At 70.7% G+C, this 25,100-nt stretch carries 25 protein-coding genes; 12 read left to right on the top strand and 13 right to left on the bottom strand.

Annotated elements, in window-relative coordinates:
• Positions 1-3: 3 nt before the first annotated feature.
• The 4 genes from AB0L53_RS37075 to AB0L53_RS37060 form a co-directional block, all read right to left on the bottom strand.
• Positions 4-1,305: an FAD-dependent oxidoreductase gene (locus tag AB0L53_RS37075; protein WP_364004346.1), complete on the bottom strand. Its 1,302-nt coding sequence runs from the start codon at positions 1,303-1,305 to the stop codon at positions 4-6.
• Positions 1,306-1,441: 136 nt separating this feature from the next.
• The gene (locus tag AB0L53_RS37070; RefSeq protein WP_364004343.1) at positions 1,442-2,950 is read right to left on the bottom strand and encodes an AMP-binding protein; all 1,509 of its coding nucleotides are present in this window, start codon (positions 2,948-2,950) and stop codon (positions 1,442-1,444) included.
• A 161-nt stretch (positions 2,951-3,111) separates the two neighbouring features.
• The gene (locus tag AB0L53_RS37065) at positions 3,112-4,275 is read right to left on the bottom strand and encodes a hypothetical protein (RefSeq protein ID WP_364004340.1); all 1,164 of its coding nucleotides are present in this window, start codon (positions 4,273-4,275) and stop codon (positions 3,112-3,114) included.
• Positions 4,272-5,339 (bottom strand): LLM class flavin-dependent oxidoreductase, encoded by a 1,068-nt coding sequence (locus AB0L53_RS37060; RefSeq protein WP_364004337.1) that lies wholly within the window; start codon positions 5,337-5,339, stop codon positions 4,272-4,274. Before AB0L53_RS37060 ends, AB0L53_RS37065 begins: the two co-directional genes overlap by 4 nt.
• A 151-nt stretch (positions 5,340-5,490) precedes the next feature.
• Between AB0L53_RS37060 and AB0L53_RS37055 the strand changes: the two genes are divergently transcribed.
• A complete protein-coding gene (locus tag AB0L53_RS37055) occupies positions 5,491-5,919 on the top strand; it encodes a hypothetical protein (RefSeq protein WP_364004334.1) in 429 nt (142 codons plus the stop codon).
• Here the strand turns inward: AB0L53_RS37055 and AB0L53_RS37050 are convergent.
• Positions 5,905-6,870, bottom strand: coding sequence for an acyl-CoA dehydrogenase family protein (locus AB0L53_RS37050; RefSeq protein ID WP_364004331.1), 966 nt, complete (start codon positions 6,868-6,870; stop codon positions 5,905-5,907). The two genes, AB0L53_RS37055 and AB0L53_RS37050, sit on opposite strands and share 15 nt — an antisense overlap.
• Before the next feature lie 123 nt (positions 6,871-6,993).
• Here AB0L53_RS37050 and AB0L53_RS37045 point away from each other — a divergent pair, with 123 nt between their 5' ends.
• Positions 6,994-7,677 (top strand): hypothetical protein, encoded by a 684-nt coding sequence (locus AB0L53_RS37045; RefSeq protein ID WP_364004328.1) that lies wholly within the window; start codon positions 6,994-6,996, stop codon positions 7,675-7,677.
• A gap of 69 nt (positions 7,678-7,746) precedes the next feature.
• Positions 7,747-9,489 (top strand): proline--tRNA ligase, encoded by a 1,743-nt coding sequence (locus AB0L53_RS37040; RefSeq protein WP_364004325.1) that lies wholly within the window; start codon positions 7,747-7,749, stop codon positions 9,487-9,489.
• 61 nt (positions 9,490-9,550) lie between these two features.
• On the opposite strand, the gene AB0L53_RS37035 is transcribed toward AB0L53_RS37040, so the two are convergent.
• Genes AB0L53_RS37035 through AB0L53_RS37020 form a run of 4 tightly spaced genes read right to left on the bottom strand, consistent with a single transcriptional unit; the run spans position 9,551 to position 13,350 of the window.
• Complete coding sequence (locus AB0L53_RS37035; RefSeq protein ID WP_364004322.1) at positions 9,551-11,056, bottom strand: tripartite tricarboxylate transporter permease; 1,506 nt, start codon at positions 11,054-11,056, stop codon at positions 9,551-9,553.
• Position 11,057: 1 nt separating this feature from the next.
• The gene (locus AB0L53_RS37030; RefSeq protein WP_364004319.1) at positions 11,058-11,513 is read right to left on the bottom strand and encodes a tripartite tricarboxylate transporter TctB family protein; all 456 of its coding nucleotides are present in this window, start codon (positions 11,511-11,513) and stop codon (positions 11,058-11,060) included.
• Positions 11,510-12,493: a tripartite tricarboxylate transporter substrate binding protein gene (locus AB0L53_RS37025; RefSeq protein ID WP_364004316.1), complete on the bottom strand. Its 984-nt coding sequence runs from the start codon at positions 12,491-12,493 to the stop codon at positions 11,510-11,512. The genes AB0L53_RS37030 and AB0L53_RS37025 overlap by 4 nt, the downstream gene beginning before the upstream one ends.
• The gene (locus AB0L53_RS37020; RefSeq protein ID WP_357946755.1) at positions 12,490-13,350 is read right to left on the bottom strand and encodes a PHB depolymerase family esterase; all 861 of its coding nucleotides are present in this window, start codon (positions 13,348-13,350) and stop codon (positions 12,490-12,492) included. The genes AB0L53_RS37025 and AB0L53_RS37020 overlap by 4 nt, the downstream gene beginning before the upstream one ends.
• Before the next feature lie 68 nt (positions 13,351-13,418).
• Between AB0L53_RS37020 and AB0L53_RS37015 the strand changes: the two genes are divergently transcribed.
• Positions 13,419-14,465, top strand: a complete 1,047-nt coding sequence (locus tag AB0L53_RS37015; RefSeq protein ID WP_364004312.1) for a DUF5937 family protein — start codon at positions 13,419-13,421, stop codon at positions 14,463-14,465.
• A 107-nt stretch (positions 14,466-14,572) separates the two neighbouring features.
• Here the strand turns inward: AB0L53_RS37015 and AB0L53_RS37010 are convergent, their stop codons facing one another.
• Positions 14,573-15,001, bottom strand: a complete 429-nt coding sequence (locus tag AB0L53_RS37010) for a ferritin-like domain-containing protein (RefSeq protein WP_364004310.1) — start codon at positions 14,999-15,001, stop codon at positions 14,573-14,575.
• Positions 14,998-15,477: a hypothetical protein gene (locus AB0L53_RS37005; RefSeq protein WP_364004307.1), complete on the bottom strand. Its 480-nt coding sequence runs from the start codon at positions 15,475-15,477 to the stop codon at positions 14,998-15,000. Before AB0L53_RS37005 ends, AB0L53_RS37010 begins: the two co-directional genes overlap by 4 nt.
• 220 nt (positions 15,478-15,697) lie before the next feature.
• Here AB0L53_RS37005 and rimP point away from each other — a divergent pair, with 220 nt between their 5' ends.
• The 8 genes from rimP (at position 15,698) to truB (ending at position 23,746) form a co-directional block, all read left to right on the top strand.
• Complete coding sequence (gene rimP, locus AB0L53_RS37000; RefSeq protein ID WP_225299403.1) at positions 15,698-16,189, top strand: ribosome maturation factor RimP; 492 nt, start codon at positions 15,698-15,700, stop codon at positions 16,187-16,189.
• A 12-nt stretch (positions 16,190-16,201) separates the two neighbouring features.
• Complete coding sequence (nusA, locus tag AB0L53_RS36995) at positions 16,202-17,206, top strand: transcription termination factor NusA (RefSeq protein WP_357654416.1); 1,005 nt, start codon at positions 16,202-16,204, stop codon at positions 17,204-17,206.
• Entirely contained in the window at positions 17,190-17,504 is a 315-nt protein-coding gene (locus AB0L53_RS36990; protein ID WP_364004303.1) for a YlxR family protein, read from the top strand. The genes nusA and AB0L53_RS36990 overlap by 17 nt, the downstream gene beginning before the upstream one ends.
• A gap of 112 nt (positions 17,505-17,616) precedes the next feature.
• Positions 17,617-20,775 (top strand): translation initiation factor IF-2, encoded by a 3,159-nt coding sequence (gene infB, locus AB0L53_RS36985; RefSeq protein ID WP_364004300.1) that lies wholly within the window; start codon positions 17,617-17,619, stop codon positions 20,773-20,775.
• A gap of 120 nt (positions 20,776-20,895) precedes the next feature.
• Positions 20,896-21,192 (top strand): DUF503 domain-containing protein, encoded by a 297-nt coding sequence (locus AB0L53_RS36980; protein WP_225299410.1) that lies wholly within the window; start codon positions 20,896-20,898, stop codon positions 21,190-21,192.
• A gap of 42 nt (positions 21,193-21,234) precedes the next feature.
• Positions 21,235-21,711, top strand: coding sequence for a 30S ribosome-binding factor RbfA (rbfA, locus tag AB0L53_RS36975; RefSeq protein WP_357946772.1), 477 nt, complete (start codon positions 21,235-21,237; stop codon positions 21,709-21,711).
• Between the two features lie 8 nt (positions 21,712-21,719).
• Entirely contained in the window at positions 21,720-22,874 is a 1,155-nt protein-coding gene (locus AB0L53_RS36970; protein ID WP_364004296.1) for a bifunctional oligoribonuclease/PAP phosphatase NrnA, read from the top strand.
• A complete protein-coding gene (gene truB, locus AB0L53_RS36965) occupies positions 22,874-23,746 on the top strand; it encodes a tRNA pseudouridine(55) synthase TruB (protein ID WP_364004293.1) in 873 nt (290 codons plus the stop codon). The genes AB0L53_RS36970 and truB overlap by 1 nt, the downstream gene beginning before the upstream one ends.
• Here the strand turns inward: truB and AB0L53_RS36960 are convergent.
• Together AB0L53_RS36960 and AB0L53_RS36955 are read right to left on the bottom strand one after the other, a co-directional pair.
• A complete protein-coding gene (locus AB0L53_RS36960; protein WP_364004290.1) occupies positions 23,743-24,405 on the bottom strand; it encodes a fibronectin type III domain-containing protein in 663 nt (220 codons plus the stop codon). The two genes, truB and AB0L53_RS36960, sit on opposite strands and share 4 nt — an antisense overlap.
• Before the next feature lie 35 nt (positions 24,406-24,440).
• A complete protein-coding gene (locus AB0L53_RS36955) occupies positions 24,441-25,025 on the bottom strand; it encodes a hypothetical protein (protein WP_364004287.1) in 585 nt (194 codons plus the stop codon).
• Positions 25,026-25,100 lie beyond the last annotated feature (75 nt).

Below are 25,100 nucleotides of genomic sequence, written 5' to 3'. Positions count from 1 at the left end.
CCGTCAGGGCCGGCAGGCCCGCAGCATGGCCTCCAGGCCGGCGAGCTTGACCCGTTCGCCGCGGCCCAGGGACTTGGCCAGAGCGCCTTCGGCCGCCTCGATGGCCAGCCACTCGTCGTACGTCACCGGCCTTACGCCTCTTTCGCGCAGCACCGCGTCGATGGGCGCCGACCGTAGTCGATCGTGGCCGGCCAGGTCGGACAGCAGGGTGCGGACCGTCTCCGCCGCGTCCGACTTGTTGGTGCCGATCACGCCGGTGGGACCGCGCTTGAGCCAGCCCGCCACGTACTCGCGCTCGCGGATCCGGCCGGCTTCGTTGGGCACGGTCATCGACCGCTCGTCGAACGGCACCCCCGGCAGGGGGACGCTCTGGTATCCGACCGAGCGCAGCACCATGCCGACCGGAATTGTCTCGAACTCACCCGTCCCGACCACCCGGCCCTCCTCGGACAGCCGGGTGCGTTCGAGCCTGAGTCCCTCCACCCGGTCGGTGCCGAGGATCTCCACCGGGCGCAGCCAGAAGCGCACATCGAGGCGGCGCGGGCGGCCGACGGGGTTGCGGCCCGCCCACGACTGAAGGACGTCGATGTTGCCGCGGATCTGCCGGGGGAAGTCGCCGCCCAGCACCACGGCCTCGTCCTCGCGTACGCAGACGTCGGCGTTCGCCAGCTCGCCGAGCTCCCGCAGCTCCTTCAGCGTGAACTTGGCGTGCTCGGGACCCCGGCGGCCGATCATGTGGATCGCCTTGACCTGGCTTTCGCCGAGCCGTTCGAGCACGTCGTGCGGTACGTCCGTGGAGCTGAGCTCCTCGGCGGTCTTGGCCAGGACGCGGACCACGTCGACGGCCACGTTCCCGACGCCGATGACCGCGACCTCGGGGCTGTCGAGGGTGAACATGGAGGCGGAGACGTCGGGATGGCCGCAGTACCAGTTGACGAAGTCGGTGGCGGCCACGCTGCCCGGCAGGTCCTCGCCCGGGATGCCGAGCTTCCTGTCGACCATCGCGCCCGTGGCGTAGACGACCGCGTCATAGCTGCCCAGCAGATCCTCGACCGACAGGTGCTCGCCGAGCGTGACGCCGCCGAGGAAGCGGACCTCGGGGAGTTCGAGCACCCGGCGCAGGTAGTTGGCGATCGACTTGATCGACGTGTGGTCGGGCGCGACGCCGTATCGGACGAGCCCGTAGGGCGTGGGCAACCGCTCGATGACGTCGACCTGGACGTCCTCCTGCGCCTGTTTGACCAGGGCCTCGGCCGTGTAGATACCGGCAGGGCCCGACCCGATGACCGCCACGCGCAACGTCACGCTGCCTCCTCTATGTGGGCGATTCTGTTACACGGGGCATGCGTCCCACCAGTACAACTCGGCACTGTGATCGATGTATCCCCGATCGCCGGTACGAATGAACCCATCTTTCGCGAATGGGGTCAGTGCGGGGCAGTCAGGAGGCGGACGCGCGGGCGCGGAGGGCCATCTTGTCGATCTTGCCGTTGGCGTTGGCCGGCAGAGCTTCGACCACGATGACCCGCTTCGGCACCTTGTAGTTGGACATATTGTCCTTCGCCCAGGTGAGCAGCGTGCCCGGATCGACCGTCATCCCCGCTCTGGGCACCACGTACGCCCAGCCGGCCTCGCCGGAGACCGGATCGGGCACGCCGATCACGGCCGCCTGCGCCAGCGAGCCCTCACGTAACAGCAGCGACTCCACCTCGGCGGGCGAGACGTTGAAGCCGTTGACGATGTAGAGCTCCTTCTTGCGGTCCACGATGGCCAGATTGCCCGCCGGGTCGAGGACACCGATGTCTCCCGTGTGCAGCCAGCCGTCCCGATCGACCACCTCGGCGGTCTTGCCGGGTTCGTCCCAGTAGCCGCGCATGACCCCGTACCCGCGCTGCAGAATCTCCCCGCGCTCCCCGGCGGCCACCTCCTTGCCGTCGTCGTCGACGATCCGCACCTCGATGCCCGGCACCGCCCGGCCGGTCGTCGCGGCGATGACCTCGATCGGGTCGCCGGCCCTGGTCATGGAGACGACCGTGCCCTCCATCAGGCCGTAAGCGTTGATCATCCGCTCCAGCCCCACCCGTTCGACCAGACGGGTGATCAGCGCGGCGGGCACGGCGGCGGCCCCGCAGATGGCCACGCGCAGCGACGAGACGTCCCAGTCGGCGCGGTCCAGCTCGTCGAGCAGCCGGTGGAACAGCGTGGGCGGGCCCGCCAGGATGCTCACCCGGCCGGCCGAGATCAGGGACATCAGGGCGTCGGGGGTGAAGACCCTGATCGGCATCATGGTCGCCCGGCGGAGCACGCAGGCGATCAACCCGGCGTTGAGGCCGAAGCCGTGGCTGAACGGGGCGATCACCGGATAGCGGTCGTGCTCGTCCAGGGTGACGATCTCGGACCAGTCCCAGTAGCCGCGCAGGACCTGGGCGTGGTCCAGCATCACGCCCTTGGGGGTGCCGGTGGTGCCGGAGGTGGACATGATCTCGCACAGATCGCCGGGCCGTACGGCCAGCGCCCGCTCCTCGACGTCCGACGGCTCCATCTCTACGTCAGACGGCTCCATACGGAGACTCCGCCCGGGGCTCAGGACGTGGCGCGGGGCGGCGCCGGACGGCAGGAGGTCGGCGAGCACCACACCGGGCGGGCCCTCGCCCGTGATCAGCACCTCGGCGCCGGTCTTCTCGATCATCGCCGCCGCCTCCAGGCCCTTGGCGCGCGAGGAGAGCGGCACGATCACCGCGCCGGCGTCCCAGACGCCGAAGGCGTGCCTCACCCAGTACGGGTCGTTCACGCCCCACAGGGCCACCCGGTCGCCCGGCCGGACGCCGAGCTCGATCAGCTCGTACGCCACGCGGGCGGCTCCGGCGCGGAGCTCCGCCATGGTGACGCGCGTGTCGCCGTCGACGATCACCACCGCGTCCGGATGGCGGTCCGCCTGGTCACGGAGCATGCGGGGGAGCGTTCCCCAGTCCGGCATCGGTCCCATCGGTTCGCGCCTCCTGCTCCACGATGAGCGCTCCACAGGCCGAGCGCCCGGCTCCCGGATGGACCTCGGCTCTCGTACGGACCTTGGCTCCGTACGGACTCTGGACGGGTGGGCGGGCCGGGCGGCTACACGATGAGCGCCCGGTCGCGGCCCAGGTGATGGCCACGCAGGTCGGTCAGCACGCCGGGGCTCGGCGTCTCGGCGATCTCCGGCGCGATCTCCACGCCGAGCGAGATCGGGGTGAGCCCCTGGATCGCCTGCTGGATCCGATTGCGCCACATCGGGTTGCGCACGAGGCTCTCCCTCCCGAACGTGACGGTGAGCACCGCCGCGTCGAGCGTGCCCTGCCTGCTGACGACCAGCTCCCACCTGGACACGCCGTCGATCTTGGCCAGGGCCTTCTCGACGCGCGGCAGCGACAGCCACACGCCCCGCACCAGCACGTGCTCGCCGACCGTGTGGACGGGAGCGGGCAATTGGGGGTCGGTCGCGGGCGAGTCGGTGCGTACCACCTGGCCCGTACGCAGGACGGCGTCGCCGAGCGCCGAGTGGCCGTGGGGCGTGATCACCAGCTCGGCCACCCCTGACGGCTCCGACGGCCGCAGCACATCCTTGGTCAGCGAGGCCAGGTGCAGCAGGCCGTCCGTCAGCGGGGTGAGCGGGTCGCTTTCCGCCGCCCGCCAGGCCAGGGCGCCACCGCTGAACGGGTCGGCGTACACCTCGGTCACGTGGGCGTCGAACTCGCCCGCCAGGTAGCTGAGTGTCCGCTTCGAGGCGATCTCCCCGGTCAGGACGATGTGCCGCAGTCCCAGGTCAAGGGGGTCCAGCAGGAACTCCAGGTGCAGCCTGGCCAGCAGGTCCATCGCGCCCGTAGGAGTGGCGACCAACGTGGTGGCGCCCAGGGTGGACAGCGTGTGGATCAACCGCATGCGGCCTCGCGGGCCCACCGAGGCCGCCGCCGACGCCACGTCCGCCGCGGCGGCGGCCCAGAGCGCGCCCGCCGGTTCGGCCAGCGCGACCACGACCCGGTCGCGGTCACCCACTCCGGCCGGCCGCAGCGCCGCCCCGGTCAGCTCCTGCGCCGCCGCGCGGTCGCCGGGCGCCAGCGGGAAGGCGCTGGAGGCGTCGGGGGCGACCTGCAGCAGCCCTGTCGCGGACCGCGCGCCCGTACGGAGGTCGTCCCGAGTCAGCCAGCGCGCGCCGGCGGCCTCCGCCGACGCGTCCCGACCGCTCGCGGAGGCGGACCCGGCCCCGGAGCCGCCCAAGGGGCGAGGGTTCGGGCTGGTCACTTGGTCACCTCGGTCATGAACAGCTTCATCGCCTCGCAGACCCGTTCGTGCGCCAGCCCACCCACCTGCGCCTGGATGATGAGATCCGTCGCCCCGGCCTCCGCGATCCTGGCCAGGGCCTTGCGCGAACCCGCCACGTCGTCCACCACGACCATCAGGTGCTCCCGCAGCGTCGCCATCGCCTCCTCCGGCGGCATCCCGGCGGCGAGCTGGCCGAGGACGCGATGGGTGGCGTGCCGGGCGTCGTAGTAGTCCGGCGGGGTGACGAGGTTGACCTGGCGGCGGATGTACCAGAGGACGGCGTCGGCGGCCGTCTCGTTGGCCTGGTCACGGGTGGGCGCGACGAACCAGGGGATCATCAGCGCGACCCGGCGGGAGGCGGGGTCGAACCCGGCGGCGGCCAGACGCTCGCGGTATTGGGCGATGTCGTCCGCCACGTCGTCGATGCCCTTGACCATGGTCATGCCGAGCAGGTTGTAGCCGTGGTCGGCCGCCGCCAGATAGCCCTCCAGCGACGTCGAGGCCACCCAGACCGGCGGATGCGGTTGTTGCACGGGACGCGGGTAGACCGCCACGTCCGGGATCTCGAAGAACTCGTTCGATCGGCTGACCGGCTCCCCGTCGGCCCGCCAGATGGCCAGCGTCGCGTCCAGCGAGTCCTCCCAGATCTGCCGGGACTTCTCGAAGGGCCGCTGGAAGGCCTGGTACTCCAGGGGCGAGGCTCCCCGCCCGGTGCCGAACTCCACCCGGCCGCCGCTCAGCACGTCGAGGGTGGCCACGCGCTCCGCGGTGCGGATCGGCGACTGGAACGGCAGCAGCACCACTCCCAGTCCGAGATGGATGCGCTCGGTCCGCTGGGAGATCGCGGCCAGCACGAGATCGGGCGCGGAGGAGTGGGAGAACCCCCGCGTGAAGTGGTGTTCGACGAACCAGGCGGTGTCGAAGCCGAGCCGGTCACCGAGCACGACCTGGTCGATCACGTTCTGGAACGCCTGTTGCTCGACCTCGCGGGAGCGCCCGCGCACCTCCAGCTCGTAGCCCAGGCTGATCCGTAGGGACGTCATCGCGCCTCCGGCGAAAGTAGTAAACCAAGCGCTCGCTTGGTAGAGACTATCAGCACCAAAGACTTGCGGGAAGGGCGCGTTCGCGATCAGAGTGATGCACGTGAGGCGAAAGCACGCGCTAAGGCGGCCGAAAGATGGCACGCTCCCCGATATGGGGGCCGATGACTTCTCGCTCACGAGCGGGCGCGGTTACGAGGCGTTCGGCCGGGTGATGGCCGCCCTCGCCAGCGAGGCCGAGTTCATCGAGTCCTGCCGGGATCTGACCTGGTGGCGGGGCGCCGACCACAGCTGGCACATCGAGTGGCGCGACGGCCCGTATGCCTCCGAGGTGGCGGCGCTGCTGGCCGAGCAGGTGCGCGCTCCCGCGTACGAGGACGAGCTCGGCGCGCCCGCCGGTCCGGGCGACAGCCGGTCGGCGGTGCTCGACGTGATGGGTGTCCGCTTCGAGCTGCGGGCCATCGATCCGCTGGGCCGCGAGCGCGTACGCGACAAGCCGGGCTTCTGGCGGCTGGCCGAGGCGCTCGACACCACCCGCGCCACGAACGCCCCGCGCCCCTGGGAAACGCTACTGGGCGGCTAGCTCGGCCTGGAAGACCTGCGCGCTCAGCCGCTCGCGGTGCGATTGCGGCGGGCCGAAGAGCTGGGCGTCGGAGGTGGCCCGCTTGAGGTAGCGGTGGGCCGGATGCTCCCAGGTCACACCGATCCCGCCGTGGACCTGGATGTTCTCGCCCGCCGCCGTGAGATACGCCTCGGTGCAGTAGGACCCGGCGATCGCCGCGAGGGACTCCGACCCGGCCGCCGCCAGCGCCGCCGATCTGGCCGACTCCACGAGCAGCAGCAGGTCGGCCAGCTTGTGCTTGATCGCCTGGAAGGAGCCGATTGGCCTGCCGAACTGGTGGCGCAGCTTGGCGTGCTCCGTGGCCATCTCCAGGCAGCGCTCGGCCCCGCCCACCTGCTCGGCCGCCAGCACCGCGATGCCGAGGTCGCGCACCCGGCTCCACGCCGCGCCGTCGCCCGCCGGCCGCGCCGGGGCGTGGTCGAAGGACAGCTCGGTCAGCGGCCGGCTCTCGTCCATCGTCGCGTACGCCACGCGCCGCGTGGGCACCGCCTCGACCAGGAGCCCGTCGGCGTAGGCGAGCACCACGTCGCCCTCCAGCGCGTACGGGACGACGCCCGTGAGCAGGCCGTCCCGGAGGGTCAGGTCGCCGTCGCCCGGCAGGACGACGGTCGCGGTCACCGAGCCGTCGGCCAGCGCGGGCAGCAGCCGGCCCATCGCCGCCTCGTCGCCGCCCGCCTTGAGCGCCTCGACGGCCAGGACGGCGCTCTGCAGGAAGGGGTACGGAGACAGGGTTCTGCCCAGCTCTCCCGCCACGACCGCGGTCTCGGCCGGGCCGCAGCCCGCTCCGCCGTACTCCTCCGGGACGGCGAGCCCTGCGGTGCCCAGCTCGCGCGCGAACGCCGCCCAGGGCGCGGCGGGGCGGTCGGCGAGATAGGCGCGGACGACGGAGCGCAGCTCGTCTGTGACGGTCACCGGGTCAGTTTAACCAAGCGATTGCTTCGTTGCATTTGGTTGGCCGAAATTTGCCTTTTCTGGACGGCCACATAATCTGGTTGTGGTATTGCGACCAGCTTCGAAGGGAGGGTTGACCAGGCAATGGACGTAAAAGAGAGCACGATCGACTACGCGGAGTTCGCCGCGTACGACCGTGACCAGCGCTGCATCGAACGCCATGTGCTGGGGGCCTTCCTCGGCGGGCTGGTCGTCGGGCTCGTGGGCATACTCGCCGACGGTCGCGGCCCCCAATGGCTCGGCCAGGTCTATGACCCGTACATGTATCTGGGGCTGGCCCTGCTCGTCGGGGCGAGCGCGGCGGGCTTCGGGTGGGCGTTGCTCACCACGTTCCTGGCCTCCCTGTCCATGATCGTCGTGACCCTGGGCGGCAGCATGCTGCGCGGCGACCCCGACATCGGCGGTGTGGGTGTCGGCGGCTCCGCGGCCGGGCTGAACTGGACGCTCTGCCTGCTGGTCGGGCTGGGCCTGCTCGCCTACGTGACGAGGAGGTCGGATGGCTGGGGCGACCTGGCCGCGGGCCTCATCGGCGCCCTGCTGCTCGCCGACGTGATCGACCGCGCGACGCCCGGTTTCATCCACAGCGACCCCGCGTTCTGGCCCGGCCCCGCGCCCGTGGTCGGCGCCCTGTCCGTCGTGCTGGTGCTGGTGCTGCGCCGCGGCAAGGCGGGCCGGGTGCGCGCGCTGGCGCTGGCGGCGGTCCTTGTCGGCCTGTTCGCGGTCGGAGTGGCCGGTTCGCTGGGCGGTTGGGTCCCCATCGCGGGATAAGGCCGCGCGGCAAGTCGCTCCGAGTCGATAGCCTGTAGTCCTCATATCCAGGCCGAACAAGGAGTAGTCGTGTCGCTGCGCATGTCGTCGTTGTTTCTTCGCACCCTGCGGGACGACCCGGCAGACGCGGAAGTGCCGAGCCACAAGCTCCTGGTCCGCGCCGGTTACGTCCGGCGGGTGGCGCCCGGCATCTACTCGTGGCTGCCCCTCGGCAAGATGGTGCTGGAAAACGTCGCCAAGGTCGTCCGCGAGGAGATGAACCGGATGGGCGGCCAGGAGGTGCTCTTCCCCGCCCTGCTGCCGCGCGAATATTACGAGGCCACCGGTCGCTGGACCGAATACGGTGACACGCTCTTCCGGCTCAAGGACCGCAAGGGCGTCGACTACCTGCTCGGTCCCACGCACGAGGAGCTCTTCGCCGACATGGTCAAGGGCGAATACTCCTCGTACAAGGACTATCCGGTCACGCTCTACCAGATCCAGACGAAGTACCGCGACGAGGCCCGGCCCCGCGCGGGCATCCTGCGCGGCCGCGAGTTCCTGATGAAGGACGCCTACTCCTTCGACCTCGACGACGAAGGACTCAAGCACTCCTACGAGCAGCACCGCGAGACCTACATCCGGACGTTCGACCGGCTCGGCATCGATTACAAGATCGTGTTCGCCACGTCGGGCGCGATGGGCGGCTCGGCCTCCGAGGAGTTCCTGGCGCCCACGCCCACCGGCGAGGACACCTTCGTGGCCTGCCGCTCCTGTGGCTACGCGGCCAACGCCGAAGCCGTCACCACGACCGCGCCCCCGGCCCGCGCCCTCGACGGGCTGGAGCCGCAGCGCGTCCTCGACACTCCCGACACCCCGACCATCGAGTCGCTGGTGTCCTACGTCAACGAGCACCACGGCCTGTCGATCACCGCCGCCGAGACCCTGAAGAACGTCGTCGTCAAGGTCACCACGCCCGGCTCCGACAAGGTCGAGACGCTGATCGTCGGCGTGCCCGGCGACCGCGAGGTCGACTTCAAGCGCCTGGAAGCCGCGCTGGCCCCCGGCGAGCCCGCCATCTTCGAGGCCGAGGACTTCGCCAAGCACCCCGGTCTGATCCGCGGCTACATCGGCCCGCAGGTCCTGCGCGACCTCGGCATCCGCTACCTCGTCGACCCCCGCGTGGTCACCGGCACCTCCTGGGTGACCGGCGCCAACGAGCGCGGCAAGCATGCCGCCCACGTGGTCGCGGGCCGTGACTTCGTCCCCGACGGCACGATCGAGGCCGCCGAGGTGCGCGCCGGAGACCCGTGCCCCCGCTGCGGCTCGCCGCTGTCCATCGACCGCGGCATCGAGATCGGGCACATCTTCCAGCTCGGCCGTAAATACGCCGACGCGGCCGGGCTCGAGGCCCTGGGCCCCGACGGCAAGCCGATCCGCATCACGATGGGTTCCTACGGCATCGGCGTCTCGCGCGCCGTGGCGGTCATCGCCGAGCAGGCCCACGACGAGCTCGGGCTGGTGTGGCCGCGCGAGATCGCGCCCGCCGACGTGCACATCGTGGGCACGGGCAAGGACAACCAGATCGAGGTGGCCCTCCAGCTGGCCGCCGAGCTGGAGTCCCGCGGGCTGCGGGTGCTCGTCGACGACCGGTCCGGGGTCTCGCCCGGCGTCAAGTTCAAGGACGCCGAGCTGCTCGGCCTGCCCACGATCGTGGTCGTGGGCCGCGGGCTGGCTCAGGGTGTGGTCGAGCTCCGCGACCGGGTCACGGGCGTCAAGGAGGAGATCCCGCTCGACACGGCCGCCGATCGCGTGCTGGCCGCCTGCTCCTAACGCGAAGCACGGCTCCCCCTTCGTGCAAGGGGGAGCCGTGCTGCTCTGCCAGGGGGAGTCGTCAGTCCATGGCCGCGGGTATGGAGATCTTGCCGCGGCGGCGGAGCACCACGGGCCCGATCAGGCAGGCGGCGGCGATCACCAGGATGGCCAGCGACACGGGCCGGGTGAAGAACACCGCCGGGTCCCCCTCGCTGAACGCCAGGGCCCGCCTGAACTGCACCTCCATCAGCGGCCCGAGCACCGCCCCGAGGATCAGCGGCGCCACCGGATAACCGGCCCGCCGCAGGACGAACCCCACCAGCCCGAACCCGTACGCCACCAGGATCTCGAACACGCTCTGCGAGGTGGCGTAGACACCCAGCGTCGCGAACGTCAGGATCGCCGCCGTCAGCAGCGCGGCCGGCACGCTCAGCAGCTTCACCCACAGCCGGATCAGCGGCAGGTTCAGCACCAGCAGCATCACGTTGCCGATGTAGAGGCTGGCGATCAGCGTCCACACGAGCACCGGCTGCTGGTCGAAGAGCTGCGGTCCCGGCTGCACGTTGTAGATCTGGAAGGCGATCAGCAGCATGCTGGCCGTGGCCGAGGTGGGGATGCCGAGCGTGAGCAGCGGCACCAGCACGCCGGAGAAGGCCGCGTTGTTGGCCGCCTCGGGCCCCGCCACGCCCTCGATGGCGCCGTGGCCGAACTCCTCGGGGTCCTTGGCCAGCCGCTTCTCGACGTTGTAGCTGAGGAAGGTGGGCAGCTCGGCGCCGCCCGCGGGCAGCGAGCCGATCGGCAGACCGAACGCGGTGCCCCGCAGCCACGGCCGCCAGGACCTGCGCCAGTCGTCGCGGGTCATGCCGATGCGCCCGGTCACCTTCACCGGCGGCTGCTCCTGCCGGTTCCGCTGGGCGGCCGTGGCGACCGCCTCGGCCACGGCGAACAGGCCGACGGCCAGCGCCACGACCGGCAGCCCCTCGTACAGGTCGGGTACGCCGAAGGCCAGGCGCGGCTGACCGGTCATCTGGTCGATGCCCACCATGCCGATCGCCAGCCCGAGGAAGAGGCTGGACAGGCCGCGCACGATCGAGTCGCCCATGAGCGAGGTGACGGTGACGAAGGCGAGCACCATGATCGAGAAGTACTCGGCGGGCTGGATCGACTTGGCTATGGCCGACATCCCGGGCGCCAGGAACGTGATCACCACGGTGGAGATCGTGCCCGCCACGAACGAGCCAATGGCCGCCGTGGCCAGCGCGGCCCCGGCCCGGCCCTTCCGCGCCATCGGGTAACCCTCGAGCGTGGTGGGGATCGACGCCGTCTCACCGGGGATGTTGAGCAGGATCGCGGTGGTGCTGCCGCCGTACATGCCGCCGTAGTAGATCCCGGCGAACATCACGAACGCGCCCACCGGGTCGAACACCATCGTCAGGGGCAGCAGCAGCGCGATCGTCGTGGCCGGGCCGAGGCCCGGCAGCACGCCGACGAGCGTGCCGACGGTGACGCCGAGCAGGCCGAGCAGCAGGTTCTGCAGGGTGAGCGCGTGCGCGAAGCCGTCGAGCAGGTGGCCCAGTACGCTCATCTCAGATCGCCAATCTGATCAGGCCCGGAGGCAGCGTGATGCCCAGCACCCGGTCGAACAGCAAATACGTGGCCAGCGCCAGCAGCAGGCCCACGACCAGGTCGCGCACCAGCTTGCGGCTGCCGAGCACGCGGGCGACCGCGACGAAGAACAGCGTGGTCGCCTGCCAGTAGCCCACGGGCGCGAGCAGGACCGCGTACAGAGCGAGCGCGCCGATGAGGAGCAGCACGGGACGCCAGTGCACGCCCTCGTCCTCGCCGCCCTCGCGGGTCACCGGAGCGCGGAACGCCTGCACCACCCCGATCACGGCCACCACCGCCATGCCGATGCCGACCAGGAGCGGGAAGGCCCGTGGCCCGACGGCCTGGTAGCCGCCGCTGTCAGGGATCATGAACGCCTGCGCCAGTACGACCAGCGCGACCGCCAGGAACCCCGCCGAGACGAGCCGGGTGCTCACTTGCCCAGTCCCAACTCGCCGAGGATTGTGGTGATCTGCCCGCGCTGCTCGGTGAGCACCTGCTTGAAGGAGTCGCCCGGGGTCCAGGCGTCGACCCAGTTGTTCTGCTTGAGGACCTGCTGCCAGCATGACGTCTGCCGCATCTTGTCGATCATCTTGACGACGTCCTGCTGCTGCTCGGCCGACAGCCCCGCCGGGGCGAGCACGCCGGCCATCGTGGAGATGGCCTGGTCCGACAGCCCCAGTTCCTTCAGCGTCGGGGCGTCGATGCCCTCGATCCGCTTGTCGCCGTCCACCGCGAGCGCCTTGAGCTCTCCGGCCTGCAGTTGCGCGCGAAGCTCGGCGACGGTGTCGATGCCGGCGGTGGCGGCCCCGCTGAGCAGCAGGTTCATCGACTCGCCGCCGCCCGCCGTGGGCACGTAGTTGACCTGCTTGGCGTCGATGCCCTGGCCCTTGGCCAGTCCCGCGACCGTCATCTGCCCGGGGCCGCCGAGCGAGCCGCCGGTCCACTTGACGCCGTGCGGGTTCTTCTTCATCGCGGCCAGCAGCGACTTCAGGTCCGCGTACGGCGCGTTCTTCGGCACCACGATCGCGCTCGGGCCCCTGCTCAGCCCGGCGATCGGGGTGAGCGTGGTCAGGTCGACGGGGGAGTGGTTGTTGACGATGCCACCGAGCATGGTCGCGCTGTCCATGACCATGAGCTGGTAGGGGTCGCCCTTGCTCTTGGCGAACTGGGCCAGCCCGATCGTGCCGCCCGCGCCGGGGACGTTGACGACCGTGGCCTTAGCGGTGGTGATCTTGCACTGGCTGAGCGCGCCGGCGATGCCGCGGGCACGGGTGTCCCAGCCGCCGCCGGGGCTGCCCGGCGCCATGATCGTCAGAGGCTTGCTCGGGTATTCGGCGCCCGCCTCGGCGCTCTCGCCGACCGCGCAACCGGTGGCCAGGACCGTCAGGGCGGCGGCGGCAAAAATGATCTTCATGAGGTCTCCCGGGGGGTGAGAATCGAGGTGAAGAAGTCCTTGACCGGCTCCAGCACGCTCATCGGCTGGTGCGCCACGCCGGGCACGACGTCGAACCTGACGTTGATGCCGTGCGCGGCGAAGTTGTCACGCAGCGCCGCCAGCCGCTCGACACGGGTGGTCCCGTAGGCGTCGGCGCCGTCCATCCAGTTGGCGTCGCCCTGGTTGTTGATCTCCCAGGTCTCGACGTCCTCGGCACCCACGACCATCTGCACCGGCACCGCCCCGAGCTCCTCGATCCTGGGCGGCTGGCCGAACTCCTCCTCGAACCCCTTGAGCCCGATCCACCACGGGCTGTCCCAGTCGATGTACGATATCCGCCCTGGTGCACCAATTGACACTCCGGCCAGACGGTCCGGATGCAGGTAGGCGAACCGATGGGCGAACTGGCCGCCGCCGGAGAAGCCGTGCAGGAGGAACCGCTCGGTGTCGACGTTGAAGCGCTCGCCGACCTCCTCGACCATCGCCAGCAGCACGTGGTCGAAGCGGATGCCGCGGTAGTTGATGAACTTGAAGCCGTGCAGGTCGTCCGCGTCCTCGATGCCCGCGGGGAACAGCGGCGCCAGGACCAGGCAGCCCTGCTGCTCACCCCATTCGGCGAGGTTGTCGCGGTACTGCGGCCCGCGCCGTCCCGTCCCGTGCTGCATGACGGCGATCGGCACCGGCGGGCCGTCGGGCGAGTGGGCCGTCGGCACGTAGAGGCAGTAGGAGAAGCGCTGGTCGTATCGGGAGGCGAAGATGGTGGTGGACCCGCTGAAGTAGTACTCCCGAGGGTGCTTAACCGCGCCGCCGTTTTCGTGTAGTGGTGCCTTGGCCATGGCGCCACAGCCTGGACATATATCCAGTTTCGGACAAGGAGATTGCCGCCAACGCGGTAATGTGCAACGTGCCCGTCACGCTCCTCCTGTCCTCCACCGACCCGGCCTCGATCACCATGGGCGTCTCCCCGCTGGCCGAGCTCTGCGCCTGCCTGCACGCGCTCGACGAGCCCGGACACCACCCCGCGGCGGCCCGCTGGGTGGCCAGGGTCCATACGGAGGCCGACGAGGACCTGCTGGCCAGGGCGACGGCGTGGGCGCCCCTGTGGAGCGCCTTCCGGGCCCGCTACCTGCTGCCACTGTCCGCCGGCCGGTCCAGGACGCTCGAAGACGAGCTGGCCGAGATCGAGGCGCTGCCGATCGGCGACTTCACCTCCATGACCCTCCAGGCGCTCATCGGCAAGAACAGCGCCGGCGTCGGCGGCGACGTGCTCCAGCGCCTCAGACTGATCTCCTCCAGCCGGGTGGAGCTGGGCACCCGAGTGCAGAACGACCCCTGGGGCTTCAGGCGCGAACTGACCGGCTTCCTGGCCGACTTCGCCGCCGCGGCCTTCGAGGCGGACTGGCCGGGCCTGCGTACGGCGCTGGCCGCCGAGGCCGCGGTGCGCGAGCGGGCGATCGCGGTGCACGGCCCCATGGCGCTGGCCGACTTCCCCACCGCCACGGCCGTCGAGGGCGGGCGTCGAATCGTCCTGGACAAGCTCTACAACGCCACCGCCCGCATCGGCGCCGACCGGCCCTGCCTGCTCGTACCCAGCCTGTACGGCCGCCCGCACTTCGTGGTCAAGCACTACCCGGGCTACCCCGTGGTCATCCAGTACGGCGTGGGCACCTCCGCCGGGGTCTCCCTGGAGACCGCCCGGCAACGACTGGCCGTCCTCCAGCACCCGACCCGCCTCAAGCTCTGCTACGCCATCCTGCGCAACCCGGTGGCCACCTCGGAACTCGCCAACCAACTGGGCATGACCGCCCCCCAGGTCTCAAGACACCTACGCCACCTGAGGGAGGCGGCGCTGGTGCACGTGCACCGGAGGGGCTCGGTCGTCTACTACCAACTCGACGCCGAGGCGATCGAACGCCTGGGCAGCGACCTACTGACGGTGCTCTACCGCTGAACCGCTCGCATCCGCTTCCTCGCCCCCGCAGGGGGCTCCTCCCAAAGGACCTCAGTCACCACGGACCGTCACAGGGATCGAGACGGTCGTGTGGACGGTGGGCGCTCTCAGCCGGTAGGCCCCGACATGCCGGGAAAGGCCGTGGTGATCGCAGGACGGAAGGAGTAGGAGCGGGCCACCGACTCCTGCATGGCCAGCGCCGCGTACCGGCGCAGCGACGCGTCGTCCGACGCCACCAGCTCCAGGTAGGCGGCCGTGATGCCGGCCTCCACCTGGACCGCGAGCTGGACCGCCTGCGCCGCCGTGGACGGCACGATCGGCAGGGCGTAGCCGCCCTCCGGCTCGGTCGGCGTGCCGCCCCGGGTGGTGATGGCGGTGCGCAACTGGTCGCGTCTGGCTCGATGGGCGTCGAAGGCGGTCGTGACCCGTGACCGCAGCGAGCCCGTGGTGCGCGCGCCGATCAGCCCGTACGCGAAGACGGCGGCATGCTCGGCCGACAGCGCCTTGCGCAGCTTCTCCACATCGGCCGGTGTCACGTCGACCTCGGCAGGGCCAGGGCGTGGGCGGCCTCGCAGGCGCCGATGGCGGCGATGAGCTGGGCCAGCTGCGGCGAGACGCCGGCGAGCTGGCGGACGCGCAGCGCCGCCGACCGGCGCTCGGCCTCGCGCAGCCGCGACACCGACGTCTTGGGCACGGGAGCGGGCGTCTTGGGCGCGGGGGCGGAAGAGGATGGGGCGGGCCCGCCGGGCAGGCGTTTGCGCAACTCGTCGAGGTGAGCTTGATGGCGGTCACGGAACGGCGTCAGCTTGGTCGCGCCGCCCGTGATCAGCGCGGAGTAGAGGGCGATCGTGTGTTCCTTGTCGGCGATCAGCTGCCGCAGCAGCACTCGCTCAGGATCATCCGACGGGGTGGGCGACGGCTGGGGGGTGTCGGACGCGTCGCATCCCGACAGGGCCGCGGCGGCCGCTCCGCCCGCCAGCACGGCTCGCCGTGACAGAGAACGCGGGCGCACGGGCAGGGACCTCCTGTAAACGGAACGCAGATAGCATCGTACGGTCTTGCGCTCGCTCCCCGTGTCAGGCGACGCTCGCCATTCGCACGTGCCGAGTGGCGCTCTCTTCGTGCCCTCGTACAGATAGGGTGTCAACTGTCGTAGCTGGCTGAGCGGCCAGGCGACTTGAGAGCCAGAGGCGAGGTCCGCCCGGCTGAGACATGACAATAGGGAGGTCGATATGGGCAGCGCATCACCCCGCGACCACCTGATGAAGCTCCTTGAGCCCGTCGTCGGCGCGGAGGGCCTCGATCTGGAGGACGTCACGGTCACCCAGGCCGGCAAGCGCCGGCTGCTGCGTGTGATCGTCGACCGCGACGGCGGCGTGAGCCTCGACGACGTGGCCGACGTCAGCCAGGCCGTCTCCGCGGCGCTCGACGACGCCGACGCGATGGGCCAGTCGGCCTACACGCTGGAGGTCTCCTCGCCGGGCGTCGACCGCCCGCTGACCGAGCCGCGTCACTGGCGGCGCGCGGCCAAGCGGCTGGTGAAGGCCGAGATGAGAGATGGTTCCGTGGTGGAGGGCCGCGTGCGCTCCGCGGACGAGAGCGGCGTCGAGCTCGACGTCGACGGCGCCGGGCGCCGATTCGACTATCAGGACCTGGCCCGCGGACGGGTGCAGGTGGAGTTCCGCCGGTTCGACGACGAAGACGTCGACGGCGACGAAGGCTAAGGGGAAAGCCTCGTGGACATCGACATGAGCGTCCTGCGCAGCCTGGAGCGGGAGAAGGACATCTCCTTCGACCTGGTCGTCAAGGCGATCGAAGACGCGTTGCTGATCGCCTACTTCCGCACCGAGGGTGCCGCGCCCAAGGCGCGCGCGGAGCTCGACAGGACGAGCGGGCACGTGACCATCTTCGCCGCCGAGATCGACGACGAGGGCGAGATCGTCAGGGAGTTCGACGATACGCCGGGCAACTTCAGCAGAATCGCGGCGACCACCGCCAAGCAGGTCATCCTGCAGCAGCTGCGCGACGCCGAGGACGAGATCAACTTCGGCGAGTTCGCCAGCCGCGAGGGCGAGCTGGTCTCCGGTGTGATCCAGCAGGGCAAGGACCCGCGCGTGGTGCTGGTCGACCTCGGCAAGATCGAGGCCGTCCTGCCGCACAACGAGCAGGTGCCCGGCGAGGACTACGTGCACGGCGAGCGCATCCGCGCCTACGTGGTGCAGGTGAAGAAGGGCCACAAGGGCCCCTCGGTCACGCTGTCGCGTACCCATCCGGGCCTGGTCAAGAAGCTCTTCGCGCTGGAGGTGCCGGAGATCGCCGACGGCACGGTGGAGATCGCCGCCGTGGCCCGCGAGGCCGGTCACCGCACGAAGATCGCGGTCAGGTCGCGCAGGCAGGGCGTCAACGCCAAGGGCGCGTGCATCGGCCCGATGGGCTCGCGCGTGCGCAACGTGATGACCGAGCTGCACGGCGAGAAGATCGACATCATCGACTGGTCCGAGGACCCCGGCGAGTTCGTGGGGAATGCCCTGTCGCCGGCCCGCGTTTCTCACGTTGAGGTCCTCGATCTCGAAGGCCGGGTCGCGCGGGTGACCGTGCCCGACTACCAGCTCTCCCTGGCCATCGGCAAAGAGGGACAGAACGCCCGGCTTGCCGCGAGGCTCACTGGATGGCGGATTGACATCAGGCCTGACACCCAGGCCGAGGATGCTGCCGGTTCCGTAGATGCGTCAACACGGTAAGCTGGAATATGGTGGCTACGCGGCTCCACAGCGCACCTGTGTGGGCTGCAGGGTCCGTACGGCTAAGTCCGACCTGCTCCGCTTGGTGCGGGTCGAGGATCACGTGATCCCTGACCTGCGAGGACGGCTTCCTGGTCGAGGTGCGTCACTGCATCCGTCCGAGAAGTGTCTGGAGCTTGCCGAGCGTCGCCGAGCGTTTCCGCGCGCGTTCCGCGTGCCGGGGCCGCTTGACGTCTCGCGCGTGCGGGTGCACCTGGAGAAGGGGAACCAAGAAATGTCATGTAGGACGCCGAGTTGATGGGCGGAGTCAGATTGCTATGAGCGCCTGATGAGCACGCGGCGATGAAGATGTCAAGGTAGCGACGGTCCGGACGGCACAGCCAGCCTCCCGGGCCGAGTAAGGGAGTGCAGTGGCGAAGGTCCGGGTATACGAGCTCGCTAAGGAGTTCGGCGTAGAGAGCAAGGTCGTCATGGCCAAGCTCCAGGAGATGGGGGAGTTCGTCCGTTCGGCGTCCTCCACCATCGAGGCGCCGGTGGTCCGCAGGCTCACCGAAGCATTGGGCGCATCCAAGGGTGGGTCCTCGAGGGGCGGCGGTTCGTCGTCCAAGCCGCAGCCGCCAAGGGCTGCTCCCCGGCCGGCGGACAGCCTGGCCGGTAACGGCGTCGCGGAGGCGCCGACCCCAACATCAGCTCCGCGTCCGGGTCCGGGTCCCAGGCCTGGTCCGCGTCCGGGTCCGGCAGGTCCCGCGGGCGGCGGTCAGCCGCGCCCGCCGGTGCCGATGCCGCACCAGCCGCAGCCTGAGCCCGAGCGTGCCGACACCTCCGGCGCTCCGCAGGCGCGTTTCGACAGCGGCACCCGTCCCGCGCCCGCTCCGGGCGCCCCCACGCCGGGTCCGCGTCCCGGTCCCGCCGCCCGTCCGGGTCCCAAGCCCGGCCCCGCGGCGCGTTCCGGCGCGCCCTCCGGTGGCGGTGGCCCGGCGGCTCCGCGTTCCGACCGTGGTCCGTCCGATCGTGGCCCGTCCGACCGTTCCCCCTCCGGTGGCGGTCCTCGTCCGGGTCCCGGTCCCAAGCCGGGTCCGCGCGGCCCGCGTCCGGGCAACAACCCGTTCTCGTCCAACGCCAGCGGCATGGGCCAGTCCCGGCCGCCGCGTCCCGGTGCCAACCGCGATGGTGGCGGCACCGGTCCCGGCCAGCGCGAGCGTCGTGACGGTCCGCCGCGCGACGGCGCGGCCCCGCGTCCCCCGCAGGGTCGTGGCGGCGACGGCAGGCCCGGTGCGGCCGGTCCGCGTCCTGGTCCGCCCGGTGCGGCCGGCCCGCGTCCCGGTCCCGGTGCGGGCGGTCCCCGTCCCGGCGGTCCGCGTCCCAACCCGATGATGATGCCTCAGGGTCGTCCCGCCGGTCCCGGCGGTGGCGGCGGAGGTGGCCGTCCCGGTGGTGGCGGCGGTCGTCCCGGCGGCGGTGGCGGCGGTGGCCGTCCTGGCGGCGGTGGCGGCGGCGGTCGTCCCGGTGGTGGCGGCGGTTTCGCCGGTCGCCCCGGTGGCGGCGGTGGCGCCGGTCGTCCGGGCACGAGCACCGGTGGTCCCGGTGGTGGCGGCGGTTTCGCCGGTCGTCCCGGTGGCGGCGGCCGTGGCCGCGGTGGTGGCACGGCGGGCGCGTTCGGGCGTCCCGGTGGCCGTCCTACGCGTGGCCGCAAGTCCAAGCGCCAGAGACGCCAGGAGTTCGACAACATGTCGGCCCCGGCGATCGGCGGCGTGCAGGTCGCTCGCGGCAACGGTGCGACGATCCGCCTTCCGCGCGGTGCGTCGCTGTCCGACTTCGCCGACCGGATCGGTGCCAATCCCGCCTCGCTGGTGCAGATCATGCTGCACCTCGGCGAGATGGTGACCGCCACCCAGTCGGTCAACGAGGAGACGCTGCAGCTGCTCGGCTCCGAGCTCGACTACAACATCCAGGTCGTCAGCCCGGAGGAGGAGGACCGCGAGCTTCTCGAGGCCTTCGACATCGAGTTCGGCGAGGACGAGGGCGACGAGGCCGACCTGGCCGCGCGTCCGCCGGTCGTGACCGTCATGGGTCACGTCGACCACGGTAAGACCAAGCTGCTCGACGCCATCCGCAAGACCAACGTGGTGGCGCGCGAGGCGGGTGGCATCACCCAGCACATCGGCGCTTACCAGGTCGCCACCGAGCACGAGGGCGAAGAGCGCAAGGTCACCTTCATCGACACCCCGGGTCACGAGGCGTTCACCGCCATGCGTGCCCGTGGTGCCAAGGCGACCGACATCGCGGTGCTGGTGGTCGCGGCCGACGACGGCGTGAAGCCGCAGACGATCGAGGCGCTCAACCACGCCCAGGCGGCCGACGTGCCGATCGTGGTCGCGGTCAACAAGGTCGACAAGGAGGGCGCCGACCCCAACAAGGTCCGTGCCCAGCTCACCGAGTACGGCCTGGTGGCGGAGGAGTTCGGTGGCTCGACGCTGTTCGTCGACATCTCCGCCAAGAACGGGACCGGCATCGAGCAGCTGCTCGAGGCCATCCTGCTCACCGCGGACGCCGAGCTCGACCTGCGCGCCAACCCGGCGATGGACGCTCAGGGCATCGCGATCGAGGCTCACCTCGACAAGGGCCGCGGCCCGACCGCGACCGTCCTGGTCCAGCGCGGCACGCTGCGCGTCGGCGACTCCATCGTCTGTGGCGAGGCCTACGGCCGCGTCCGGGCGATGCTCGACGACAACGGCGACCTGGTCGAAGAGGCCACGCCGTCCCGTCCGGTCCTGGTCATGGGTCTGACGGCGGTGCCGGGCGCGGGTGACAACTTCATCGTCGTCACCGACGACCGGATGGCCCGTCAGATCGCCCAGCAGCGCGCGGCGCGCAAGCGCAGCGCCGACATGGCGAGGTCGAGCCGCCGCCTGACCCTTGAGGAGCTGTTCAGCAACCTCGAGAAGGGTCGCGTCGACGAGCTCAAGCTCATCATCAAGGGTGACGTGTCCGGTTCGGTGGAGGCCCTGGAAGACGCTCTGCTCAAGATCGATGTCGGCGACGAGGTCAGGCTCCGTGTCCTGCACCGCGCCGTCGGTGCGATCACCGAGTACGACGTCAACCTGGCCGTCGCCGACGACAACGCGGTCATCATCGGCTTCAACGTCCGGCCTGAGCCCCGGGCGCGCGACCTGGCCGAGCGCGAGGGCGTCGACATCCGCTACTACTCGGTCATCTACCAGGCGATCGAGGAGATCGAAGCGGCGCTCAAGGGCATGCTCAAGCCCGAGTTCGAAGAGGTCCAGATGGGCACCGCCGAAGTCCGCGAGGTCTTCAAGGTGCCGAGGATCGGCAACGTCGCCGGTTCGCTGGTCCGCTCCGGCACGATCGTGCGCAACAGCAAGGCCCGGATCATCCGCGATGGCGTCGTCATCGCCGACAACCTGACCGTTTCGTCGCTGCGTCGCTTCAAGGACGACGCGACCGAGGTCCGCGAGGGCTTCGAGTGTGGCATCGGGGTCGGCTACAACGACATCCGGATCGACGACGTCATCGAGACGTTCGAGATGCGGGAGAAGCCGCGCGCGTAACACGCGGCCGGGCGCCCGGCGGACCATCCGCCGGGCGCCTCTCGCACGCCCGGGCCCGCTTTCCACCGCAGCGGGGCCGGGGTGCGCTTCACACACCAGGACAAGCGGTGGTTGCCAACGATGTATGTGGGTGCTCTGACCCTGGACATCCTGCTCGGCGACGTACATTCGCTGAAGCAGAAGCGTTCCGTCGTGCGACCGCTGGTCGCCGAGCTGCACAGGCGTTTTCCCGGTGTCGCGGTGGCCGAGACCGGTCACCTCGACCTGCACCGCCGGGCGGAGGTCGGCATCGCCGTAGTCTCGGGCTCGGCGGGCAACTGCCAAGAGGTATTGGACGCCTGCGAGCGCATGGTGGCTTTCCGCCCTGAGATCGAGCTGCTGTCGGCGAGACATCGGCTCTACAACGACGAAGACTGAACGACTGCACGGCCTCCGGGTCGTGCGTGAGGGGGAGCGAACATGGTGGATGCAGCACGAGCGCGCAAGCTCGCCGACCGCATCCAGCAGATCGTCGCCGAGATGCTGGAGCGCCGGATCAAGGACCCGCGCCTGGGCTTCGTCACCGTGACCGACACGCGCATCACCGCCGACCTGCGTGAGGCCACGGTCTTCTACACGGTGTTCGGCTCCGATGCCGAGCGGGCCGACACTGCGGCCGCCCTCGACAGCGCGAGAGGCATCATCCGCTCCGAGGTGGGCCGCCAGACCGGTGTCCGCTTCACTCCGACGCTGGAGTTCAAGCACGACCCGCTGCCCGACAGCGCGCGCCAACTCGACGATCTGATCAACGCCGCCAAGGCCAGGGACGCCGAGGTGGCGCGCAAGGCCGAGGGCGCGACCTACGCCGGCGACCCCGACCCCTACCGCAAGCCGGAGGAGGACGACGAGCCGGACCTCCTCGGCAAGCCTGACGAGGACGGGCAGCCGGCGACGTGACGCCCGACGTGCGCGACAGAACCGATCGCCCGCCCCGAATGGGTGCGGGCGCGTCGGGTTCCGACGCTGCAGATCCGGGCTCGTCGAATCCCGACGCCTCAGGTTCGGGCGCTGGGGGGCAGGGTCGTCTTCAGGCTCCGCCGCTCACCGGCGCGGACGGCGCGCTGCCGCCGTCCGGCTCGGTGATCCCCGAGCCCGCCTGGCGGCGCGCGCTCGACCTGATCGGCAAGGCCGACGAGATCGCGCTGGCCTGCCACGTGTCACCCGACGGCGACGCGCTCGGCTCGATGCTGGCCACCGGCTCCGTCCTGCGGGCCCAGGGCAAGCGGGTCGTCGCCTCCTTCGGCGACCGGCAGTTCGACGTGCCGCGCCTGCTGCGCTTCCTGCCCGGCCAGGACCTGCTCGTGCCGCCGGCGGACTTTCCGGCGGAGCCGGAGCTGATGATCACCTTCGACTCCTCGACCCCCGACCGGCTGGGCCTGCTGGGCCCCAACACGGCCAAGGCCCACGAGGTCATCGTGGTCGATCATCACCTGTCCAACACCGGGTTCGGCACGCTCAGCCTCATCGACCCGCACGTCGCCGCGACGGCCGTGCTGGCCGAGCAGCTGATCTACCGGCTCGGCGGCAGCCTGGACCGTGACATCGCCACCTGCCTGTACGCCGGGCTGGTGACCGACACCGGTTCGTTCCGCCACGCTTCGACCACGCCAGAGGTGCACCAGATGGCCGCCCGGCTGGTCGCCACCGGGCTGCGTACCGACGAGATCGCCCGCGAGCTGTGGGACCGGTCTCCGTTCGGCTACCTCAAGGTGCTGGCCGCCGCGCTTGAGCGGGTGTCACTGGAGGACGGCCTGGTCTGGACGTACGTGCCCCGGGTCGACCGGGCCGCGTACGGCCTGCCGTACACCGAGCTGGAGGGCCTCATCGACATCGTGCGGCGCACGGACGAGGCCGAGGTGGCGGTGGTGCTCAAGGAGGACGACCAGGGAGCCTGGCAGGTGTCGAGCCGGTCCAAGGGCACGGTCGACGTCGGCGCGATCTGCGCCGTGCTGGGCGGCGGCGGTCATCACAACGCGGCCGGATTCACCTCGCACCTCAGCGTCGAGGACACCATCGCGGCGTTCCGCGCGCTGCTGCCGAGTCGAGACGGAGAGACTTGATGGCCGAGAGCGGCTTGATCATCGTGGACAAGCCGGCCGAGTGGACGTCCCACGACGTGGTGGCCAAGATGCGGCGGCTGGCCGGCACCCGGCGGGTGGGCCACGCGGGCACTCTCGACCCCATGGCGACGGGCGTGCTCGTGGTCGGCGTGGAGAAGGCGACCCGGCTGCTCGGGCACCTGGCGCTGACGGAGAAGGTCTACGAGGCCACGATCCGGCTCGGCGTGACCACCAACACCGATGACGCCGAGGGCGAGGTCATTTCGACGGCCCCGGCGACCGAGGTGCGCCCCGCCGAGGTCGAGAAGGGCATCGCGGCGCTCACCGGCGAGATCATGCAGACCCCGCCGCAGGTCAGCGCCATCAAGGTCGGGGGGCAGCGGGCGTACAAGCTGGCTCGGGCGGGCGAGGAGGTCGAGCTGGCCGCGCGGCCGGTGACCGTGCGGGAGTTCTCCGTGCTGGACATCAGGGCGCACGACGACGTGATGGACATCGACGCGGTGGTGACCTGCTCCAGCGGCACCTACATCCGGGCCCTGGCCCGTGACCTGGGGGCCGGGCTCGGCGTCGGCGGGCACCTGACGGCGCTGCGCCGCACCCGGGTCGGCCCGTACGACCTGTCGCGGGCCAGGACCATCGACCGGCTGGCCGAGGAATGCGTGGTCCTGCCCATCGGGGAGGCGGTGTCGGCGGCATTCCCGCGCTGGGACCTCACCGCCGAGGAGGCCAGGGTCGTCAGCCACGGCGGACGGTTGCCCGCCGCGGGGCACGGCAAGGGTCCGATCGGCGTGTTCGGGCCGGAGGGCGAGCTGCTCGCGCTGGTGGAGGAGCAGGGCCGCATCGCCAAGCCCCTGGCCGTCTTCATTTCCTAGGACCCACCAGTGGTCTGATGGGCGAGGTTCGACGGCGGCCCGTAGCGGAAGGCGCGCACCCGGTAGGACGCGCGGCTCTCCTCGGGCAGCGTGACCAGGCCGAAGGCGTTGACGTCCGGATCGAGGGCGGCGACGACCCGGAAGTCCGGCCGGCCCGACGGGCGGTCCTCCAGCAGGAAGCCCTCCTCGTCGGAGGTCCGGTCGGTCCACCGGAACGCCACGCCGTCGGCCTGCGTCACGATGGCCCGCAGATCCGACGGCGCCGCCCCCTCGCTCCTGACCGGCCGCGCCCCTTTCGGGCCGCCGGGGATCGTCCGTGGCGCCGACCAGCCGGGCTGCGGCTTGGCGTACGGGCCGCCGCCCAGCGCCACGTCCACCGGCGCGGAGGCCTGGCCGTAGTAGGGCCGCAACCGGTAGTAGAACGACGTGCGCGGGATCAGATCGGGATGCGTGTACGTGCTCTGCTCCGGCGGCAGGAACCCCAGGATCGTGTACGGCCCCTGTGGCTCGGTGGCGAACTCCAGGACGTGCCCGGAGGCGTCCGGCTCGCGGCCCTCCCAGTTCAGCGTGATGTCGGTCGGCGACACGAGGGTGGCCGTCAGGCGGACCGGCGTCTGCCGGGGCGCCGAGCAGGCGGCCGTCAGCAGGAGCAAGACCACCAGAGCTGCTCCTATCGCCGCTGCTCTCATCGCCGCTACTTGCGCCAGAACTGGACGCCGCTCCACTCGACCGTGGCGGGCCCCTTGCCGCTGCCCGTCCGGTAGGCGCCGAACTTGTCGTAGAAGCTGCCGCTCTCACTCGACACGGTGTGCTTCAGCGACCCGTTGATGTAGGTCCGATGGGTGCTGCCGACCACGTGAACGGTGTTGACGCGGACCGTCGTGCCGATCGTGGCGCCGGTGGCGATGGTGTCGCCGCCGTGCACGGAGTAGAGCCGGCCGCCGCGTTCGACGGCGAGCATGAAGAACGGGCCGGTCGTCTTGAAGGTCTGCTTCAGGCTGATGCGGGTGCCTTCCAGACTGGTGATCTTGAAGTAGCCCTCGAACTGGCGGGTGCCGCTGGAGTAGGTGGCGTAGCGCCGCTCGGCCCGCTGGTCGCCGCTGCCGGTGGAGCAGCTCAGCTTGAAGGTCAGGTCGTTGACGTCACCGCAACCCCGCTCCTGGACGGTGAACGTCGGCTCGTATGAGGTCCAAGGTCCCGACTCCACAGGGTCGGCCGCGGCGGGCAGGGCTGGGACGAGTAATCCGATCGCTAGCGCGCCCGTGGTGACTAATCGCATCGTTCCTCCCGATTAGGAAACTTTCCTATCAGGATTCATAGGATCACTTGTCACACTTCTCGTCAAGAGTTGTGA

The sequence above is a fragment of the Nonomuraea sp. NPDC052129 genome (genome assembly GCF_040680095.1).
Lineage (GTDB): Bacteria > Actinomycetota > Actinomycetes > Streptosporangiales > Streptosporangiaceae > Nonomuraea.
The sequence above is the reverse complement of the archived record's forward strand: the minus strand, read 5'-3'. Positions and strand labels throughout refer to the sequence as shown.

What these genes read in the sequence shown, in the direction of transcription:
- AB0L53_RS37070 (WP_364004343.1), bottom strand. Translation starts at nt 2,950, where the DNA reads ATGCTCCGTGACCAGGCGGACCGCCATCCGGACGCGGTGGTGATCGTC.
- AB0L53_RS37060 (WP_364004337.1), bottom strand. Translation starts at nt 5,339, where the DNA reads ATGACGTCCCTACGGATCAGCCTGGGCTACGAGCTGGAGGTGCGCGGG.
- AB0L53_RS37055 (WP_364004334.1), top strand. Translation starts at nt 5,491, where the DNA reads ATGGGGGCCGATGACTTCTCGCTCACGAGCGGGCGCGGTTACGAGGCG.
- AB0L53_RS37045 (WP_364004328.1), top strand. Translation starts at nt 6,994, where the DNA reads ATGGACGTAAAAGAGAGCACGATCGACTACGCGGAGTTCGCCGCGTAC.
- AB0L53_RS37035 (WP_364004322.1), bottom strand. Translation starts at nt 11,056, where the DNA reads ATGAGCGTACTGGGCCACCTGCTCGACGGCTTCGCGCACGCGCTCACC.
- AB0L53_RS37025 (WP_364004316.1), bottom strand. Translation starts at nt 12,493, where the DNA reads ATGAAGATCATTTTTGCCGCCGCCGCCCTGACGGTCCTGGCCACCGGT.
- AB0L53_RS37020 (WP_357946755.1), bottom strand. Translation starts at nt 13,350, where the DNA reads ATGGCCAAGGCACCACTACACGAAAACGGCGGCGCGGTTAAGCACCCT.
- rimP (WP_225299403.1), top strand. Translation starts at nt 15,698, where the DNA reads ATGGGCAGCGCATCACCCCGCGACCACCTGATGAAGCTCCTTGAGCCC.
- AB0L53_RS36990 (WP_364004303.1), top strand. Translation starts at nt 17,190, where the DNA reads ATGCGTCAACACGGTAAGCTGGAATATGGTGGCTACGCGGCTCCACAG.
- AB0L53_RS36980 (WP_225299410.1), top strand. Translation starts at nt 20,896, where the DNA reads ATGTATGTGGGTGCTCTGACCCTGGACATCCTGCTCGGCGACGTACAT.
- rbfA (WP_357946772.1), top strand. Translation starts at nt 21,235, where the DNA reads ATGGTGGATGCAGCACGAGCGCGCAAGCTCGCCGACCGCATCCAGCAG.
- truB (WP_364004293.1), top strand. Translation starts at nt 22,874, where the DNA reads ATGGCCGAGAGCGGCTTGATCATCGTGGACAAGCCGGCCGAGTGGACG.
- AB0L53_RS36955 (WP_364004287.1), bottom strand. Translation starts at nt 25,025, where the DNA reads ATGCGATTAGTCACCACGGGCGCGCTAGCGATCGGATTACTCGTCCCA.